This is a genomic window from Gordonia sp. CPCC 205515, assembly GCF_048537925.1.
In the GTDB taxonomy this organism is placed as follows: domain Bacteria; phylum Actinomycetota; class Actinomycetes; order Mycobacteriales; family Mycobacteriaceae; genus Gordonia.
In genome coordinates this window covers 49822-68722 of sequence record NZ_JBCLVJ010000014.1, presented here as the reverse complement: position 1 = coordinate 68722, position 18901 = coordinate 49822, and the positions used below count along the sequence as shown (strand labels likewise).

Genomic DNA, 18901 nt, shown 5'->3' with positions numbered 1-18901 from the left:
GGTCAGCCGAACCGCTCAGTGCGCACCCGCTCGGGCGCGTGTCCGGCGGCGATGATCGCGGCCGCGCAATGCTCGACGAACTGGTTGGGTCCGCAGATGTAAACCGTCGGATCCCGTTCTGGGGCAATCGAGAACTCGGCCAACTCCTCCGTGCTCAGCCGTCCCGCCGGGCGTGAGCTGTCCGGTGGTGCAGTGCGTGTGTAGGCGAGGTGGATCGGCAGTCGCCGGTGTTCGGTGAGTTGGCGGAGGTCGTCGTCGAACAGCAGGCGATCCGGCGACCGCAGCGAGTAGATCAGCGAGAACGGTGTCTGCGGGGCGAATACCTCGCGGCACCGGATCATCGAGATGAGTGGCACCAAACCCGAACCGCCACCGATCAATTGGACCGGACTCGGGTCGGAGGAGTCCCAGGTGAACCAGCCGCCGTGCGGGCGGGTCACCTCCAGCGGTTCGCCCACCTCGACCATGTCGACCAGATACGGGGAGACCTCGCCGTCCCACGCCCGCTCCACGGTCACTTCGAGCGTGCGCGTCTCGCGGGCATCCGACAGTGAGTAGGTGCGCGCGGTGGAGTAGCCGTCCTCGGCGGTGAGCCGGATGTCGATGTGCTGTCCCGGACGTGCCTCGACCTCATCCGGGAGGGCCAGGCGCAGCGAACGCGCGCTCGCCGAGTGGTGGACATCCGAGATGACGGTCGTCACCAGCCAGTCGCTCATGAGTACCGCTCCTCGGTCCACGGATCACCGTGCATGTGATAGCCGTGGCTCTCCCAAAAACCCGGCGCATCCTCGGACATGAAGCGCAATCGCCGAATCCACTTGGCGCTCTTCCAGAAATACAGGTGCGGCACGAACAGCCGGGCCGGACCACCGTGCTCGACGGCCAGCGGTTCGCCGTCGTAGGTGTCCACGATCCAGCCCCGTCCGTCGGTCAACTCGTCGAGCGCCAGATTGGTGGTGTAGCCGCCCTGGCAGTGGGCCATCACGTAAGTGTCCGCGGGCCACGGCAACTCGCCGAGGATCGTATCGAAAGAGACTCCCCGCCACCGGGTCTCGAACTTCGACCAGCGCGTGACGCAATGGATGTCGGTGACCACGTCGGCATGGGGGAGTGCCTGAAAGTCGCTCCAGCTCAACGTGTGTGCCCGATGATCCGACGACTGCACCGTCAGCCGCCAGGCCTCCAGCGCGATGGTGGGGGTGGGTTCCGCCGAGAGCACCGGAAAGTCGAACGTCCGGTACTGCCCCGGCGGCAACCGCCCCGCATCCCGATCCCGGCGACCGACGAAACCGCGGTTGACAATGGCCATGGCGTCTCAGACCTCCAACCCCAGCAACGCGTTCTCGAGTACCTCCGGCATCGCCGGGTGAATCCAGTACTGGCCGCGAGCCATGTCGGGTGCGGTGAGGCCGAACGACATCGCCTGGATCACCGGCTGGATCACCGTGGGTGCCTGCGGCCCCATGATGTGGCAGCCGAGTAGCCGTCCGGTGCCCTTCTCGGCGATCAGCTTGCAGAAGCCGGTGGTGTCCTCCATCGCCCACCCGTAGGCGACGTCGCCGTAGGCCTGCACCTTGACCGTGATGTCGAGACCCTGTGCATGGGCTTCGGCTTCGGTGAGCCCGACATTGGCGATCTGCGGGTGGGTGAATACCGCGGCGGGCACGAACCGATGGTCGAATTCCGCGAGATCGGGTGCATCCCAATCCTTCAGCAGGTTGGCCTGCACCACCCGCTCCTCGTGGTTGGCCACGTGCTTGAGCTGATACGGCGAACTCACGTCGCCGAGCGCCCACACATTCCGGGCCTGGGTGCGGCCGAACGAGTCCACCACGACACGACCTTCGTCGTCGAGACTGATGCCGACCGAGTCCAGATTCAGTCGGTCGCCGTTGGGCTTTCGGCCGGTCGCCACCAGGAGGGCATCCCCCTCGACGTGATCGCCATCCCGCAGGTTGATCCGGATGCCCCCGTCGGGCAGGTTGCAGGCGCCGGTGATCGGCGACGACAGACGGACGTCCCACGCCTTCTGCGCGACCTCGGTGAATCGGACGGCGATGTCGTCGTCGAGTTTCCGGAGTAGCCGAGGGCCGCGGGCGATCACCGACACCTCGCTGCCGAGGGCACCGAAGACGTGTGCGAATTCGGCTGCGATGTAACCACTTCCGACGATAACCAGGTGCTTCGGCAGTTCCGGCAGACGCATCACGTCGTTGTTGGTGTAGTACTGCACACCCGAGTCGGCGATGATCGGCGGGATGGTCGCGCGGGAACCAGCGGCGATCACCACCGTGGTCGCCTCCACCACCGCGTCGGCGGTGACCAGCCGGTACCGGCCGTCGTCGGTGACGCCGTCGAACTCGACATGCGACGAGTAGACGGTGATGTTGGCGCAGCGGTCGACGCGATATTCCTTGCCGCCGGCCGAGATCGGATCGATCCGCCCGAACACGCGCTCCACGATGCCCGGCCAGTCGACCGACTCGACCCGGCTGTGCACCCCGAGTCGGGCGCTCTCGCGGGCGATGTCGGCGACCTCGGCGGCGTAGACGAACATCTTCGTCGGGATGCAGCCGACGTTGAGGCAGGTGCCGCCGTAGACACCTTCCTCGAAGATCGCGATGGAGCGGTCGTCGAATCGTTCGTCGGGGATCGAGTTGCCGCTGCCGGAACCGATGATGGCCAGGTCGACCTGGGTGGTGGTCATGCGCGGACTCCTTCATCGGTGATCTGTCGGGCGCCGACGACCCCGGTCAGCCAACGCTCGATCTCGTGATAGGCCTGCTCACGTGCGGAGCGCACGGATAGCAGCACGTCGTGGCGGGCGTCGGCGATCGGCACGCAGGTGACCCGGTCGCCGAGGCAGCCGCACCAGCGGGAAATGTGTCGGACGTCGAGTACGACGTCGGAGTTGTCCAACGACGACGGATAGCTTTCGTCGTAGATCGTCTTGTCTGACCGCAGCACCAGCGACGGCACGCCGACGTCGATTCCGCGGTGCAATCGGGCCTGACCGCGCCGCACGGCGTTGAGGAAGCCGAAGGTGACCGGGAAACCGCCCATCGGCTTGAGCGAGAGCTCGTAAGCCCACTCGCCGCGGCCGCTGACATGGATGCTCTGCCCGTACCCGTCGGACAGTTCCTGCGGGATCACCGTCTTCGGCCGAACGGCGGCACCCGCCCGTATCGTCAGCGAGATCGGCACGGTGCGCAGCAGTGGGCTGCCCTGCAGGTCGAACCACGGGCTGTTGAGCAGCAGCCCACCGACGTGGGCGTGCCGATCGGGCCGCTCGACGCGGAGCCGGTCGAGCCACAGCGGTGTGATCAGGCCGCCGGTCGAATGGGCGGCCACCACCACCGGACCGGCGCCGCCGAGTTCACCGACGACGATGTCGAGGGCCTTGCCGAGTTCTTCGTCGTAGTGGCGCAGGTCGGTGGAGAAGTGCGGCGTGTGGTGCTCGGTCAGCGACCGCCCGCATTTGCGCAGGTCCAGCGCATAGAACGCATAGCCGTGAGCGTGAAAGAAGTCGGCGAGCGGTTCGTGGAAGAAGTAGTCGGTGAACCCGTGCACGTAGAGGACCGCGCCGTTGCGAGTGGGTTCCGGACCGGCCTTGCGGACCAGCGTCGCGGTGATCGGGGCCTCGCCGTCGGGGTCGTCGCCGAGGTCGATGGTGCGGATCTCGTAGCGATCGAGCAGATGGTCGGGTTGCCAGGTGTCGGCTGTGCTCACCTGAACCACAATAGAGAACGCGGCTGCACGTGAAGGTGTCCCGATTGTGACGCGGAAATGTCGTTCATCCCACATTTGTCGCAGGGGATTCTTTCGATGACACACATATAGGGAACAATGGCGGTTGACAGGGACGACCTCGTCTGTCAGGACGTCGTCCATCTCAGCTGACATGGGGAGATACCAGGTGTCTCAATCGGTGATCAAGACGGACGTTGCGCTGGTCGGCGCGGGAATCATGAGCGCCACTCTCGGCACTCTGCTTCGCCGTCTACAGCCGGACTGGTCGATCAGCCTGTTCGAGCGCCTCGACGCCGCCGCCGCCGAGAGCAGCGACCCGTGGAACAACGCCGGCACCGGCCACTCGGCGCTGTGCGAACTCAACTACACCCCCAAGACCGCCGACGGCGACGTCAACATCGACAAAGCCCTCAACATCAACGAGCAGTTCCAGGTCTCGCGACAGTTCTGGGCGAACTCGGTCGACACCGGCATCCTTGGCGACCCGACCGAGTTCATCAACCCCATCCCGCACGTCGCGTTCACCCACGGACCCGACGGCGTCGAGTACCTCCGCAAGCGCTACGACCGTCTCGCCGGACAGACCCTGTTCGAAGGCATGGAGTTCATCGACGACCCGGCCGTCTTCGCCGAGCGGTTGCCGCTGATGTCGACGGGTCGTGACTTCGCCGACCCGGTCTCGCTCAACTGGTTCACCGAGGGCACCGACGTCGACTTCGGGGCACTCACCCAGCAACTGCTGAACTTCCTGGGCCGGACCGGCGCCGACGTCTACTTCGGCCACCAGGTCACCAATCTGTCCAAGCAGTCCGACGGCAGCTGGATCATGAAGATCCGTAACGAGCGCACCCAGCGGACCCTGACCGTGCACGCGAAGTTCGTCTTCGTCGGCGCCGGCGGCGGTGCGCTGCACCTGCTGCAGAAGTCCGGCATCGCCGAGGCCAAGGGCTTCGGTGGGTTCCCGGTGTCCGGCGAATTCTTCCGCTGCACCAACCCCGATCTGATCGGGGAGCACCACGCCAAAGTCTACGGCCAGGCAGCCGTCGGCGCGCCACCGATGTCGGTGCCGCACCTCGACACCCGCGTCATCAACCACAAGCCCGGACTGCTGTTCGGTCCGTATGCCGGTTGGTCGCCGAAGTTCCTGAAGAACGGCAGCGTCGCCGACCTGCCGAGCACCATCAAGCCCAGCAACCTGCTGCCGATGCTGTCCATCGCGCCGCAGGAGTTCGGGCTGCTCAAGTATCTGATCAGCGAACTCGCCGCGAGCCGCGCCGACCGTGTCGACACGCTGTCGGAGTTCGTGCCGCGCGCCGACGGCGGCGACTGGGAGATCATCACCGCGGGTCAGCGTGTGCAGGTCATCCGCAAGACCGGTGTCGGCGGCACCCTGGAGTTCGGCACCGCGGTCGTCACCGCAGCCGACGGCACCATCGGTGGTCTGCTCGGTGCCTCGCCGGGCGCGTCGACGGCAGTGCCCGCCATGTTGCAGGTCCTCGAGAAGTGCTTCCCGAAGGAGTACGCGGGCTGGACGCCGGCACTGACCGACATGATCCCGTCGTTCGGGCAGAAGCTGAACAGCAACCGTGACCTGTTCCGGCAGGTGTGGGACTGGACCAACTCCAGCCTGCAGCTCAAGCGCGGGACCGTCGCGCATCAGGCGCCGTCGGATCGCACCCAGGCGTCGGTATAGCGCGGTGCCGCAAGTGGTGCCGATGTGCGCGCTTGTGGTAGTCACAACACCATGACCGCAGGGCATTCATCGGACGCAGCGCACGTGCAGCACCGCCGTTCGGCGGACCTCGATGCGGCGACGCTCTACCGGATACTGCGGTTGCGGGTCGACGTGTTCGTCGTCGAACAGGCCTGCCCCTATCCGGAACTCGACGGCCGCGATCTGGAACCCGACACCCGGCAGTTCTGGATCGCCGACGACGACGGTCGGGTGCTGGCCACCCTGCGGCTGCTTGTCGATCCGCCGGCCGACGACGGCAGTCTCGTCTCCCGGATCGGGCGCGTGTGCACCGAGCGGTCGCGACGCGGGCAAGGCATGACCGCGCGCCTGCTGAGCGCAGCGCTCGAGATCGCCGGCGATCACCTGTGCCGCATCGAGGCCCAGGCGTACCTCGTCGACATGTACGGCAAGTTCGGTTTCGTCGTCGAGGGCGAGGAGTACCTCGAGGACGGAATCCCGCACGTGTCCATGAGTCGTGACCCGAAAGCGGTGTCGGCGTGAGTGTTCCGGCGCAGTATCCGTTCAGTGCGGTCGTCGGTCAGGAGCAGCTCAAACTGGCCCTGATCCTGTCGGCGATCGCCCCGGGCATCGGCGGGGTCCTCATCCGAGGGGAGAAGGGCACCGCGAAGTCGACCATCGTCCGTGGCCTCGGTCCGCTGCTCGGCGAGGGTGCCCGCGTGGTCGAATTACCCATCGGCGCAACCGAAGACCGGGTCATCGGCTCGTTGGACCTCACCGCCGTGCTGTCGGAGGGACGCGCCGAGTTCACCCCCGGCCTGCTCGCGCGCGCCGACGGCGGGGTCCTCTACATCGACGAGGTCAATCTGCTCGCCGACCACCTCGTCGATGTGCTCCTCGACGCCGCAGCCAGCGGGCGGGTCACCATCGAACGAGATGGCGTGTCGCACACCCAGTCCGCCGATTTCGTCCTCGTCGGCACGATGAACCCGGAAGAGGGGGAGTTGCGGCCGCAGCTGCTCGACCGGTTCGGGCTCGCGGTGGACGTCGCCGCGGGCCGCGACATCGACGAACGGGTCGCGATCATCACCCGGCGCATGGAGTTCGATGCGGACCCAACGAGTTTCATCGACCGGCAGGCCGAGGTGGAGGCCGCGCTGACCGAGCGGATCGCCGCCGCCCGCGAGCAGGTCTCTGCGGTGCGGGTGCCGCCCGCCGAACTGCGGCGCATCGCCGGGATCTGCGCGCATCTCGACGTCGACGGCCTGCGCGGCGACATCGTCGTGGCGCGTACGGCGGTGGCGCATGCCGCGTGGCGGCTCGCCGACGAGGTCGACGAGAACGACGTGCGCATCGCCGTCGAACTGGCACTGCCGCATCGGCGACGTCGTCAGCCGTTCGACGAATCCCGTTTGAGCACCGAACAACTCGACGACGCGATGGCGGCCGGGCAGGACGCAGCCGACTCCACACCGCCCGAGCCCGACCCCACCGATCCCGACCCTGACGGTCCCGGCCCCGGTGGGGGTGCGCCGGAGTCCGAGTCCGGATCGACACCGCCCGCCACCGATACCCCCGGCGAGCCCACCGCCGGCGACAGCGACAAGAATGCCGAAACCCCGGACTCCGCACCGGTTTCCGGCGCCGTGTTCGGAGCCCCACCCACCGGATCGACCCTGCGACGGATGCGTCGGCTGCGGGTCGACGGCGTCGGCGACGGCGACCCGGGGCGACGGTCCCGCGCCCGCTCCCGGCGCGGACATACAACGCACGCTGTCGATTTCACCACCGGACGACCGGTCCACCTGTTCGGCACCGTGCTCTGCGCCGCCGAGCGTGACGCTGCGACCGGCGTCCGCATCACCGCCCCCGACCTACGGGCCGCCGCCCGCATCGGTCAGGAGGGCAACCTGGTGGTGTTCGTCGTCGACCTGTCCGGATCGATGACCGCCCGCCGACGGCTCACGGCGGTCAGTGAACTGTGCGTGGACCTGCTGCGCGACTCCTACACCCGCCGCGATCGGGTGGCCGTCATCGTCGCCCGCGGGACCGACGCGTTCGTGGCGGTGCCGCCGACCAAATCCGTGGAGATCGCCGTCGCCCGACTGGCCGAGGTCCGCACCGGCGGCCGCACGCCACTCGCCGAAGGGCTGCTGCGCGCAACCGATCTCATCGAACGCGCGGCCCACCGCGAACCCGACCGGCGACCGCTGCTGGTGGTACTCACCGACGGGCGGGCCACCGCCGGTGCCGACGCCGCCCCCCGCGCAAAGGCTGCAGCCACCGAGATCGCCCGCCGCGGCATCGACGCCGTGGTCGTCGACTGCGAACAGGGCATGATCCGCCTCGGACTGGCCGCCGACCTCGCCTCGACGCTGGGCGCGCAGTACCTGCCGATGGCCGACCTGAGCCTCGGTGCCCTGACCGGGCGACCCCACGCGGCCTGACATCCCCACCCCGACCAGAGCAGGAGGCGCAGTGCCGCAAGGAGTTCCGACCGCGGTCCCGGACGACGGACTGACCACCCGGCAACGCCGAAATCTGCCGGTACTCGCCGTGCACACCGGCGACGGCAAGGGCAAGTCGACGGCCGCGTTCGGGATGGCGATGCGCGCTTGGAACGCCGGGATGCGGGTCGCGGTCTTTCAGTTCGTCAAGAGTGCGAAATGGAAAGTGGGCGAGGAGAATGCGCTCACCGCCCTGGGTGACGTGCACGAGCAGACCGGTGCCGGCGGACCGGTCGAATGGCACAAGATGGGGCAGGGCTGGTCGTGGTTGCGGGCCAACGCCGAACACGACGACGACCACGCGGCCGCCGCCCAAGCCGGCTGGACGGAGATCGCCCGCCGGATCGCCGCCGAGGAGCACGACTTCTACGTCCTCGACGAGTTCACCTACCCGCTGCACTGGGGCTGGGTCGACACCGACGAAGTGGTTGCCGCACTGCGGGATCGACCGGGCAAGCAGCATGTGGTGATCACCGGGCGCCGCGCCCCGGACGCGCTGATCGAGGCCGCCGATCTGGTCACCGAGATGCGCAAGATCACCCACCCGATGGACGCCGGACGTAAGGGGCAGAAGGGCATCGAGTGGTGAGCACTCCGGCGATCGTCATCGCCGCGCCCGCCTCGGGCAGCGGCAAGACGACGGTGTCGACGGGGCTGATCGGCGCGCTGCGCGCCGCCGGGCATCGGGTGGCGCCGTTCAAAGTGGGCCCCGACTACATCGACCCCGGCTATCACGCGGTGGCCGCCGGCGTCGTCGGACGCAACCTCGACCCCAACCTCGTGGGTCCCGACCTGATCGGACCACTGTTCGCCGCGGGCTGCGCCGGCGCCGATATCGCCGTGGTGGAAGGCGTGATGGGGCTTTTCGACGGCCGCATCAGCGACGGACCCGATGACCTCGACTCCGATCCGGCTGCCTTCGGGTCCACCGCTCACGTGGCCCGCCTGATCGGTGCGCCGGTCATCCTCGTCGTCGACGCCGCCGGCCACAGCCAGTCGATGGCCGCCGTGCTGCACGGCTTCATCGCCCACGACCCGTCCATCCACATCGCCGGCGTCATTCTCAACCGGGTCGGGTCGGCCCGCCACGAGGCGGTGCTGCGACAGGCCTGCGCCCGCGTCGGGCTGGCCGTCGTCGGCGTGCTGCGCCGCGATCCCGACCTGCAGGTTCCCTCCCGGCATCTGGGGCTGATCCCGGCGGCCGAACGACGTGACGACGCGGTGCGTGCGGTCGCGGCCATGACCGAGACCATCAGCGCGGTTCTGGATCTCCCGGCCATCGTCGCGGCCGCACGCGGCCGACGAGGCACGCCAACCGACGCGTGGTCGGCGGACACAGCGGTGGGCGGGAGGACAGGTCCGGTCGACGGTCACCGGCCCGTGGTGGCCGTCGCCGGCGGTGCGGCCTTCACCTTCGGCTACGCCGAGCACCGCGAACTGCTCACCGCCGCAGGCGCCGACGTGGTCGGCTTCGACCCGCTCACCGATCCGCTGCCCCCGCACACCGCAGGCGTGGTGATCGGCGGTGGCTTCCCCGAAGAACACGCCGAAGCCCTGTCGGCCAATGTGCCATTGCGTGCCAACCTCGCGGCACACGCCGCCGCCGCCCGGCCCATCATCGCCGAGTGCGCCGGATTGCTGTATCTGGCAACCGAACTCGACGGCCATCCGATGGCCGGGGTGCTCGACGCGGTCGGCCGATTCACCCCGACACTGACCCTCGGCTACCGCGACGCCGTCGCCGTCACCGACTCGGTGGCGTTCACCGCGGGGGAGCGGGTCACCGGCCACGAGTTCCATCGGTCGACGGTCGTCCCCGCCGACGGCGCCGCGTCGCCCGCCTGGGCCTGGCGCGATCACCACGGTGCCGCCGGCACCCACGGCGTCGCGGTCGGGTCGGTCCATGCGTCCTACCTCCACGTGCACCCTGCCGGAAGCCCTTCCGCGGTGGTCAGATTCGTTGAGCATGCACGCGCGGCGATACCAATGACGACGACCCGGGAGCGTGCCGGATGAACCAGGGATTGACCCCGAAGGGACTGACCGACGCCCTCGACGCCCTCGCCGCGCACGGCGCCGACGACCCGGCGATCCTGCGGGATCTGCTCGAGGCCGTGCTCGTGGTGGGGCAGGGTCTCGAACTCGATCATGCGTTGCAGCGCATCGTCGAAGTGGCCTCCCAGGTGCTCGACGCCCGCTACGCCGCACTCGGAGTCCGCGGATCCGACGGCCAACTCAGCGCGTTCGTCTACACCGGGATCAGCAGGTCGCAACGCGCCAAAATGGGCCACCTGCCGGTCGGTAGGGGCGTCCTCGGCGAACTGATCACCAATCCCCAGGTGCTGCGGATCGCGACGCTGTCCAAACACCCTGCCTCCGTGGGCTTTCCCGACGGACACCCGCCGATGAACACCTTCCTGGGGGCGCCGATCATCGTGCGCGGCTCGGTGTTCGGCAGCATCTACCTGACCGAGAAGCAGTCCGCGCTGGAGTTCAGTGAGGTCGACGAGACGCTCGTCGCGGTGCTCGCCGTCGCCGCCGGGATCGCCGTCGACAACGCACGCCTCTTCGAGCGCGCCCGCACCCGGCACCGCTGGATGCGCGTCATCGCCCACCGCGGCTCCGAACCGCTCGCCGGGATCGCGCTGTCCGACACACTGTCCCGGCTGTGCACCGACGTCGCGGAGCTGACCGATGCCATCGATGTCTTCCTGCTGACCGACGACGCCGGCACCACCACCGTGGCCGGCCACACCGGTGCCGAGGTCACCGCCGGTGACATGTCGTTCTCGGTGGACCGGCATCTGACCGTCATGCCTGCCGCGGAGATTCCGTCGGAGCTGGTGCGCCGCAAGGCATCCTGGGCGTCAATCCAGCCGATGCAACGCGCCGCAGGCGAGTTCGGCTGGATCGTCATCACCCACCGGGACCGCCCCGAATGGGAGGACGAGGACACCTCCGGTGTCGCCGGTGTCGCCGAAATAGCCTCGCTGGCAGTCGCCTACGCCGAACAGCAACAGATGGCCCGCGACCTCGAGGTGCTCGAGGACCGGCACCGCATCGCCCGCGATCTGCATGATCACGTCATCCAGCGCCTGTTCGCGATCGGGATGTCGGTGCAGACACTGCAGGCCGCATCGGTGTCGGGGGAGAATCCCGACGCGGCGGTGACCGCACGGCTGGACCAGGTGGTCACCGACCTGGACCGCACCATCGCCCAGATCCGCACCTCCATCTTCGACCTACAGACCATCCCCGGGCACAGCGACACCTCGACGCTGCGCCGCCGCGTCCTCGACATCGTCGCCGAACTGGCCGGGCACGCCCCGATCGCCCCCGGCGTCCAGTTCGCCGGCCCGGTCGACACCGTCGTCCCGGAATCGCTTGGCCCGCATATCGATGCGGTGCTGCGCGAAGGTCTCTCCAACGCGCTGCGGCACGCCCACGCCGACCACATCGACGTCTCGGTCAGCGCCGACGACGACGTCCTCTCGGTGCAGATCAGCGACGACGGCATCGGCATCGACACCGACGTCGCCTACCGCGGCCTCGACAACCTGACCCGCCGCGCCGACGACAACGACGGCACCTTCACCATCGACACCCGTCCCGGTGGTGGCACCACACTCATCTGGTCGGTGCCGCTGCGGGGGTAGCGGATGCGGGGGTAGGGGATGCGGGGGTAGGGGATGCGATCCCGCTCCCTGAGGTGCGAGGCGCCAGCCGAGCCTCGAAGGGCCGGTGACCTAGGGCTTCGAGACGCGTCGGGCTCGCAGGCTCGCTCGTCGCTCCTCAGCCGGCGGAGAATCACATCTTGCCGTCGCGTAGCTTCGTGGCCATCACCGCGACCTGGGTGCGGCGCTGCATGTCGAGCTTGGCGAGGATGCGGGAGACGTAGTTCTTGATCGTCTTCTCCGCCAAGAACATTTTCTGCGCGATCTGCCGGTTGGTCATCCCGTCGCCGATGAAGTTGAACACCTCGCGCTCCTGGGCGGTGAGGTCGGCGAGGGGATCGGTCGCGGGGTCCTTGCCGTCGCGCAGCTTGGCCAGCAGCGCGGCGGTGCTGCGGTCGTCGAGCAGCGAGCCGCCGTGGCCGACGGTGCGCACCGCCTCGATCAGGTTGTGCCCGAGGATCTGTTTCAGCACGAATCCGGAGGCACCAGCGAGGACCGCGGCCAGCAGGGCGTCGTCGTCGGCGTAACTGGTGAGCATCAGGCAACGCACCGACGGTTCGGCGGCGCGCACGTCGCGGCACAGTTCAACGCCGTTGCCGTCGGGCAGGCGGACGTCGAGGACCGCCACATCCGGCTTGGCGGCCAGGATGCCGACCCGGGCCTCGCCGACGGTGGCCGCTTCGCCCACCACTTCGAGGTCGGGAGCGGTGCTGAGCAGGTCGCGCAGACCGCGCCGGACGAGTTCGTGGTCGTCGACGAGGAACACGCGGACCGGCGTGGTGGCGGCGGAGTCGGGACCGGTGGCAGCGGCAGACATGGTCCGACGGTACCGCAGCCCGAGCTGGTCCGGCGCCCATGCACGGCGTTACGACACCAGATTTTCGGCACTTGGGTCCCGGTCGATTCGGGACTTTCGGCACACGCACCTCGCCGGACCGACGAGCAGTGTGGGTATCTGCCCGACGTGTGACAACGACGCCAGACGCAAACCGAATACGACGTGAAGCGAGGACTCGAGAGAAATGACCAGTCTGATCGGTTCCGAGATGACCGGCTCCGACCTGCTCCGGGAGCTGCTGCCGGTGTGTGAGACCGAGGTCGAGCGCCACATGAAGATGACCAAGGATTGGCACCCGCACGACTACGTCCCGTGGGACGACGGCCGCAACTTCGCCGCTCTCGGCGGCATCGACTGGGATCCGGAGCAGTCGCAACTCTCCGAGGTCGCCAAGGCCGCGATGATCACCAACCTGCTCACCGAGGACAACCTGCCGTCGTATCACCGCGTCATCGCCGACAACTTCACCCTCGACGACGCCTGGGGCTTCTGGGTGGGTCGGTGGACCGCCGAGGAGATGCGGCATTCGGTGGTGATGCGCGACTACCTCGTCGTCACGCGCGGCGTGGACCCGGTGGAGCTGGAGAACCTCCGCATGGAGCACATGACCCATGGCTTCAACCCGCTCCCGGCCGACGACGGACAGCGCGACCACAGCTTCGACATGCTCTACGCGGTCAGCTACGTCAGCTTCCAGGAACTCGCCACCCGAGTCAGCCACCGCAACACCGGTAAGGCCTGCGGCGACCCGATCGCCGACCGCATGCTGCAGCGCGTCGCCGCCGACGAGAACCTGCACATGCTCTTCTACCGCAACGTCGTCGCCGGCGCACTGGATCTCGTGCCGGATCAGACGATGGCCGCGATTTACGGCATCGTGTCCAACTTCCAGATGCCCGGTGCCACCATGCCCAACTTCCGGCGCAACGCGGTGCTGATCGCCAAGGGCGGCATCTATGATCTGCCGCAGCACCTTTCGGAGGTCGTGATGCCAGTGCTGCGGAAGTGGCGCATCTTCGAGCGCGACGACTTCGGCCCCCTCGGCGAGCACTACCGCAACCTGCTCGGGGCCTACCTCGAGGAGATGAACGTCAAGGTCGAGAAGTTCGAGGCCTCCCGCGACCGAGCGCTGGAGCGCGCCCGCCGCAAGGGGCAGGTGGAGGTGGCGGTCGGATGACGGTGCTCGACGGACCCCGCTTCCGCGACGACGGTTTCGCCGACGACCGCTTCGGTGGTCCGCGATTCAACGGCCCGGTCCTCGACCTGGCCATCGACTCCGGCACCGGGTGCGGCGACTGCACCACCTGTGCCTGCAGCGGTGAATCGGCCACCGACGACGCCCCGGACACCACCGACGATCGGATGCCCGGCTTCGACACCGCCATCGCCATGGCCGAGGCCGCCGGCTGCGGCAATGTGAGCTGGTGGAACGACATCCGCGCGCACGCCGGCGACTCCGCGGTCGGCGAGTATGCTGCCTCGATGCTCCTCGCGCAGATGATCCGGGAGTCCGCACACCGCTGGGGCGTGCCGGTCGTCGACGTGTGGGATGCGGTGCGCCGCACCGGCCGCCTGCCGTCCTGACCCTGACAGAGACCTACCGGCTAGATCGCGGGCACCGGCGGAAGTAGGTGCCCGCGGTCATGGTCGGCGAACTCGACGGCGAGTTCCCGTACCCGATCGTCGGTGAGCAACCGGTAACGGCCGCCGACGAATTCGTACACGGGGTCGTCGCCGAACCATGCCGTGCGGCGCAACGCGGGCTTGTCGACCTTGCGAGTCGCGGTGTGTGGCAACGCTTCGGTCAACCGCAGCAGCGTCGGCATCCACTTGGTACCCAGATCGGGTTGCGCGGCAAGAAAATCCGCGAACTCGTCGGCGTCAAACCCGTCCGCGTCGGTCTCGATCGCCGCCATCACCCGATCGCCGGTCCGCGGGTCGGCCACCGGATATGCGGCCACGCTCCGAACCCCGTTGAACCGCATGATGATCCGCTCCAGAGGCGCCGTCGCGAAGTTCTCCGAATCCACCCGAATCCAATCGCTGGTGCGCCCGGCGAACCAGAACACCCCGTCGGCGTCCCGGTAGGCCAGATCGCCCGACCAGTAGTCGCCGTCGCGGATCTTGTCCGCGGTGGCGTCCGGGTTGTTGTAGTAGCCCTCGAAGCGTGCGGCACCGTCACGCGCGACGATCTCGCCGATCGCCTCGGCGGCATTGGTCATCTGTCCGGAGTCGTCGAACTGAGCTGGGGGACAGGGTGTTCCGTCGTCGTCGACGATGTCCAACCCCATCTCCGGGCGCGGGATGCCGAGTGCGCCAGGCGGTGTGGAGTCGTCGCGCAGGATGACGCACACCCCCTCCGACGACCCGTAGGACTCGATGATCTGACACCGGTAGCGCCGGGTGAACTCGGTTCGGTCAGTGGCCGAGGCCTCGGTGCCGAAGCCGAGCCGCAACTGTGTCTGTCCCTCCTCGGGCCGCTCGGGCTGGGCGAGAATGTAGGAGAGTGATCGCCCGACGTAGTTGAAGAAGGTCGCGCCGAAACGCTGAACGTCGGGCAGAAACCCCGACGCGGAGAACCGGGCGCGCAGCGCAAAGGTGCCGCCGTATACCAGGATCGGCGCCCACGCGCTCATCAGCGCGTTCCCGTGGAACAGGGGCATCGCGTTGTAGGCGACGTCATCGTGATCGAGTCCTCGGACGTTGAGTTCGCCGATCGCCGCCAACCGGCGTGACGAACAGATCACCGCCTTCGGCGCGCCCGTCGATCCGGACGTGAACAGCAGCAGCAGAAGGTGATTCACACCCCGATATGCGGTGAAGTCGGTCAGCGCGGCCGGCCGGTGCTCGGCAACTGCGGCGGTGTACTCGTCGCCCTCGGCCAACAAGTGGTCCACGCCGAGATCGGGCACCAGATCGCGGTGACCGGCTCCGACGATGACCAACTGGCAGTCGGTGCGGGCGACGTCGGCGATGAACTCGGCGCCGCGTCGGGTCGGATTGATCCCGACGATCGTCGCGCCGGCGAGCGCCGCCCCGCCGATCAGGAACAGATACTCGGGCTCGTTGTCCATCAGCACCCCGACGTGCCACGGCCCGGGGCGACGCAGCTCACGCAGTACCGCGGCGCGCACAGCGCATTCGTGGACGAACTCCCGCCACGTCCACGACCGGTCATCGATGAGCAGCGCTGGTGCGTCGTCCTCGGCGCGGGCGGCGAGGTGATCGGCGATGGTGGCGGTCGACGGCGTCGTCATCAGCGCAACGTTACGTGCCCGCCCGCATGGTCGGCGCCGAGTCGGAGTGCGTCGGTAGGATCTGCTGCCATGTCTGCCTCCACCCCGCTCGACTCGGGGACTGCCGATCCGGGCGATCGGACCCACTATCTGGCCGGCCTTGACCTGACCGACCGCAAGGTCGTGCTCGTGGGCGGGGGATCGGTGGCGCAACGACGACTGCCGAACCTGCTGGCGGCGGGTGCACGCGTGCACGTCGTCGCCCTCGATCCCACGCCCGCGGTCGAGTCGACCCCCGGTGTCACCGTGGAGCGGCGCGCCTACCGTGACGGCGATCTCGACGGCGCCTGGTACGTGATGGCGTGCACCGACGACCCGGAGGTCAACGCGCAGGTCGTCGCCGACGCCGAAGCCCATCACACCTTCTGCGTGCGCGCCGACGACGCCCGCTACGGCACGGCAGTTACCCCCGCGTCGGGGCGGCACCGCGATCTGCAGTTCGGTGTCCTCGCCGGCGGCGACCACCGCGCGTCGGCCGCACTCCGGGCCGCGATCGGCCAGGCGCTGGCCGACGGCTCACTCAGCGTGGACGACGACGCACCCCATCCGCCCGGGGTCGCGCTCGTCGGCGGAGGACCGGGCGACCCCGACCTCATCACGGTGCGCGGGCAGAAACTGCTGCAGGCCGCCGACGTCGTCGTCGCCGACCGCCTCGCCCCACCGCAATTGCTCGCCGAACTCGGGCCTCAGGTGGAGATCGTCGACGCCGCGAAGGTGCCCTACGGACGGGCGATGAAGCAGGAGGCGATCAACGCGATCCTCGTCGACCGCGCGCAGGCCGGGAAGTTCGTCGTCCGACTCAAGGGCGGCGACCCCTATGTCTACGGCCGCGGGTTCGAGGAGGTCCAGGCGTGCGTGGCGGCCGGGGTCCCGGTGACCGTCGTCCCCGGCATCAGCAGCCCGATCGCCGCACCGGCCGCCGCCGGCATCCCGGTCACCCACCGCGGTGTCACCCACGAGGTGGTCATCGCGTCCGGGCACGTCCCGCCCGGGCATCCCGACTCGCTGATCGACTGGTCGGTGCTCGCGCAACTGCGCGGCACACTCGTGCTGATGATGGCGGTGGAACGCGTCGACGTCTTCGCCGACGCGTTGCTGGCCGGGGGCAAACCGGGCGGCACCCCGGTCGCGATGATCGAGAACGCGTCACTACCGACCCAGCGGCTGATCCGCAGCGATCTGGCCAACGCCGCGGCCACCGCAGCCACGGAGAACCTACGACCCCCGGCGATCGTGGTCATCGGCGATGTGGCCGGCTTCACCGAAATATCGGGTTGAGCTGGACATCTCCGATCATCTGGCCAATGGGGATTGGCATATTACGCCCGGAGAACGGTAGCGTCGGAACCTATGTCCGCACCGGAAACGTCGCCGCCGGCGCACAGCTCGGCCTCGGGGTACCGCAACGTCTTCGGCCCGGCCATCCTCGTCCTCAGCGGAATGCAGCTGCTGATGGTGCTCGACGGCACGGTCGCGGCGCTCGCTCTGCCCCGCATCCGGGACGCCCTGCAGCTCTCGGAAGCCGGCTCCAACTGGATCATCAGCAGCTACGTGCTCGCCTTCGGTGGACTCATGCTGCTCGGCGGTCGACTCGGCGACACCTTCGGCCGCAAACGCATGTTCGTCATCGGTGTGGCCGCCTTCACCGTCACCTCGCTGCTGTGCGGACTCGCGTGGAACGAACCCAGCCTGATCATCGGCCGCGCGCTGCAAGGTGCGTCGGCCGCGATCGCCGCGCCGACGGCGATGGCGCTGGTCGCGACCACGTTCGCGCCCGGTAAGCAACGCAGCCAGGCGTTCGCCATCTACGCCGCGATGACCGGCATCGGCTCGGTCGCCGGACTCATCTTCGGTGGTCTGCTCACCCAGGTGTCATGGCGGCTGGTGTTCCTGATCAACGTGCCCATCGGGCTGATGGTCGCGCTCGGTGCGGGGGCCGTACTGCGTGAATCCCAGGGTGAACGGCTATCGCTCGACATCAAGGGCGCAGTACTCGGCACCCTCGGCTGCACCCTGCTCGTACTGGCGGTCAACGAAGGACCGAGCGCCGGCTGGGACAGCCCGCTCGTCATCGGCTCATTCGTCCTCGGCGGCCTGGCGCTGATCGCCTTCATCCTCGTCGAACGTCGCGCCAGCAACCCGATCCTGCCGTTCGTCCTGTTCGACAACAGCAGCCGCGTCGCCGCCCTGGTGGCCATCTTCTTCGCCAGCATGATCATGATGTGCATGGCCGTTTTCATCTCGCTGTACCTGCAGGGCATCCTCAAGTACTCGCCGGTGCAGAGCGGTCTCGCGGTGGTGCCCTTTGCCTTCGGACTCGGGATCGCCGCGGCCATCGCCTCCAAACTCGCGTTGCGCTATCAGCCGCGTTGGCTGGTGCTGTGCGGCGGCACGATCATCCTCATCGGCTGCCTCTACGCCTCGTCGATCGCTACGACGAATCCGTCCTACTTCCCGAGCATCTACCTGCCGGTCGTCATCATCGGCTTCGGTGTCGGCTTCGCCGTCATCCCGCTGACCCTGTCGGTGGTCGCCGGCGTCGCACCGACCGAGATCGGTCCGTTGACCGCGCTGGCGCAGGTCGCCCAGAACCTCGGCGGCGCGATCGGACTCGTCGTTGTCGGCGCTCTGGTCACCTCCCGGGCGCTGTCGCTGGGCGGCACCACCGGCCCGGTCGAGGATATGAATCCCACTCAGTTGGCCGCCCAGGCCAACGGTTACGGCCTCGCGTTCGCGTGTTGCGCGGGTATCGCCATCATCTCGACCGTCGTGGTGCTCTTCATGCGGTTCACCCCCGAAGAGGTCGCCGAGGGACAGGCCGCGCAGCAGTCGGCCGACGCGGGCCTCGAGCCCGACGCCGACCAGCCTCAGGCATAGGCCCACCAGCCCACAGCAACCACTTCCGCGCCGACAGCAACCACTTCCGCGCCGACAGCAACCACTTCCGCGCCGACGGCAACCACTCCTGCGCTGACAGCAACCACTTCCGCGCTGACAGCAACCACCAACTGGCCCGAGCAGGTTGCTGTCGACGCGATTTTGGTTGCTGCCGCTGTGCTCGCGGTACCAGGAAACTTGCTCAAAAGGGTTGACCGGACGTCCCACCTCGCGTAAACCTTTGCGCTAAGTGTTTTAGCGCTAAA

General features: G+C 68.3%; 16 protein-coding genes. 10 read left to right on the top strand and 6 right to left on the bottom strand.

The features are described 5' to 3' along the window. Positions 1-2: 2 nt before the first annotated feature. The 4 genes from AAFP30_RS21185 to AAFP30_RS21170 are packed head-to-tail and all read right to left on the bottom strand — an operon-like array spanning position 3 to position 3729. Positions 3-716, bottom strand: coding sequence for an FAD-binding oxidoreductase (locus AAFP30_RS21185; protein WP_419231994.1), 714 nt, complete (start codon positions 714-716; stop codon positions 3-5). After that, positions 713-1309 (bottom strand): sulfite oxidase-like oxidoreductase, encoded by a 597-nt coding sequence (locus tag AAFP30_RS21180; RefSeq protein WP_419231993.1) that lies wholly within the window; start codon positions 1307-1309, stop codon positions 713-715. The genes AAFP30_RS21185 and AAFP30_RS21180 overlap by 4 nt, the downstream gene beginning before the upstream one ends. A 6-nt stretch (positions 1310-1315) precedes the next feature. Next, positions 1316-2707 carry a mycothione reductase gene (gene mtr / locus AAFP30_RS21175; RefSeq protein WP_419231992.1) on the bottom strand — a complete coding sequence of 464 codons (1392 nt, stop codon included), beginning with the start codon at positions 2705-2707 and terminating at the stop codon, positions 1316-1318. Beyond that, a complete protein-coding gene (locus AAFP30_RS21170; RefSeq protein ID WP_419231991.1) occupies positions 2704-3729 on the bottom strand; it encodes an alpha/beta hydrolase in 1026 nt (341 codons plus the stop codon). Before AAFP30_RS21170 ends, mtr begins: the two co-directional genes overlap by 4 nt. 172 nt (positions 3730-3901) lie before the next feature. Between AAFP30_RS21170 and mqo the strand changes: the two genes are divergently transcribed. From mqo to AAFP30_RS21140, 6 genes are read left to right on the top strand one after another with little or no spacing between them, the layout of a single operon-like run. Further along, positions 3902-5443 (top strand): malate dehydrogenase (quinone), encoded by a 1542-nt coding sequence (gene mqo, locus AAFP30_RS21165; protein WP_419231990.1) that lies wholly within the window; start codon positions 3902-3904, stop codon positions 5441-5443. Positions 5444-5494: 51 nt separating this feature from the next. Further along, positions 5495-5986, top strand: coding sequence for a GNAT family N-acetyltransferase (locus AAFP30_RS21160; protein ID WP_419231989.1), 492 nt, complete (start codon positions 5495-5497; stop codon positions 5984-5986). After that, the gene (locus AAFP30_RS21155; RefSeq protein WP_419231988.1) at positions 5983-7890 is read left to right on the top strand and encodes an AAA family ATPase; all 1908 of its coding nucleotides are present in this window, start codon (positions 5983-5985) and stop codon (positions 7888-7890) included. Before AAFP30_RS21160 ends, AAFP30_RS21155 begins: the two co-directional genes overlap by 4 nt. A gap of 31 nt (positions 7891-7921) precedes the next feature. Further along, positions 7922-8539, top strand: coding sequence for a cob(I)yrinic acid a,c-diamide adenosyltransferase (cobO, locus tag AAFP30_RS21150; RefSeq protein WP_419231987.1), 618 nt, complete (start codon positions 7922-7924; stop codon positions 8537-8539). Beyond that, positions 8533-9966, top strand: coding sequence for a cobyrinate a,c-diamide synthase (locus AAFP30_RS21145; RefSeq protein ID WP_419231986.1), 1434 nt, complete (start codon positions 8533-8535; stop codon positions 9964-9966). The genes cobO and AAFP30_RS21145 overlap by 7 nt, the downstream gene beginning before the upstream one ends. Next, positions 9963-11606, top strand: coding sequence for a GAF domain-containing protein (locus AAFP30_RS21140; RefSeq protein WP_419231985.1), 1644 nt, complete (start codon positions 9963-9965; stop codon positions 11604-11606). Before AAFP30_RS21145 ends, AAFP30_RS21140 begins: the two co-directional genes overlap by 4 nt. Before the next feature lie 151 nt (positions 11607-11757). Here AAFP30_RS21140 and AAFP30_RS21135 read toward each other — a convergent pair whose 3' ends face one another. After that, entirely contained in the window at positions 11758-12441 is a 684-nt protein-coding gene (locus AAFP30_RS21135) for a response regulator (RefSeq protein ID WP_419231984.1), read from the bottom strand. A gap of 205 nt (positions 12442-12646) precedes the next feature. Here AAFP30_RS21135 and AAFP30_RS21130 point away from each other — a divergent pair, with 205 nt between their 5' ends. Both AAFP30_RS21130 and AAFP30_RS21125 read left to right on the top strand, forming a co-directional pair. Further along, positions 12647-13639: an acyl-ACP desaturase gene (locus AAFP30_RS21130; RefSeq protein ID WP_419231983.1), complete on the top strand. Its 993-nt coding sequence runs from the start codon at positions 12647-12649 to the stop codon at positions 13637-13639. Next, positions 13636-14046, top strand: coding sequence for a hypothetical protein (locus AAFP30_RS21125; protein ID WP_419231982.1), 411 nt, complete (start codon positions 13636-13638; stop codon positions 14044-14046). Before AAFP30_RS21130 ends, AAFP30_RS21125 begins: the two co-directional genes overlap by 4 nt. Before the next feature lie 20 nt (positions 14047-14066). Here AAFP30_RS21125 and AAFP30_RS21120 read toward each other — a convergent pair whose 3' ends face one another. Then, positions 14067-15719, bottom strand: a complete 1653-nt coding sequence (locus AAFP30_RS21120; protein ID WP_419231981.1) for an AMP-binding protein — start codon at positions 15717-15719, stop codon at positions 14067-14069. 69 nt (positions 15720-15788) lie between these two features. On the opposite strand from AAFP30_RS21120, the gene cobA reads away from it, so the two are divergent. Then, positions 15789-17036, top strand: a complete 1248-nt coding sequence (gene cobA / locus AAFP30_RS21115; RefSeq protein ID WP_419231980.1) for a uroporphyrinogen-III C-methyltransferase — start codon at positions 15789-15791, stop codon at positions 17034-17036. A 72-nt stretch (positions 17037-17108) separates the two neighbouring features. Then, the gene (locus tag AAFP30_RS21110) at positions 17109-18635 is read left to right on the top strand and encodes a DHA2 family efflux MFS transporter permease subunit (protein ID WP_419231979.1); all 1527 of its coding nucleotides are present in this window, start codon (positions 17109-17111) and stop codon (positions 18633-18635) included. Positions 18636-18901: the final 266 nt, after the last annotated feature.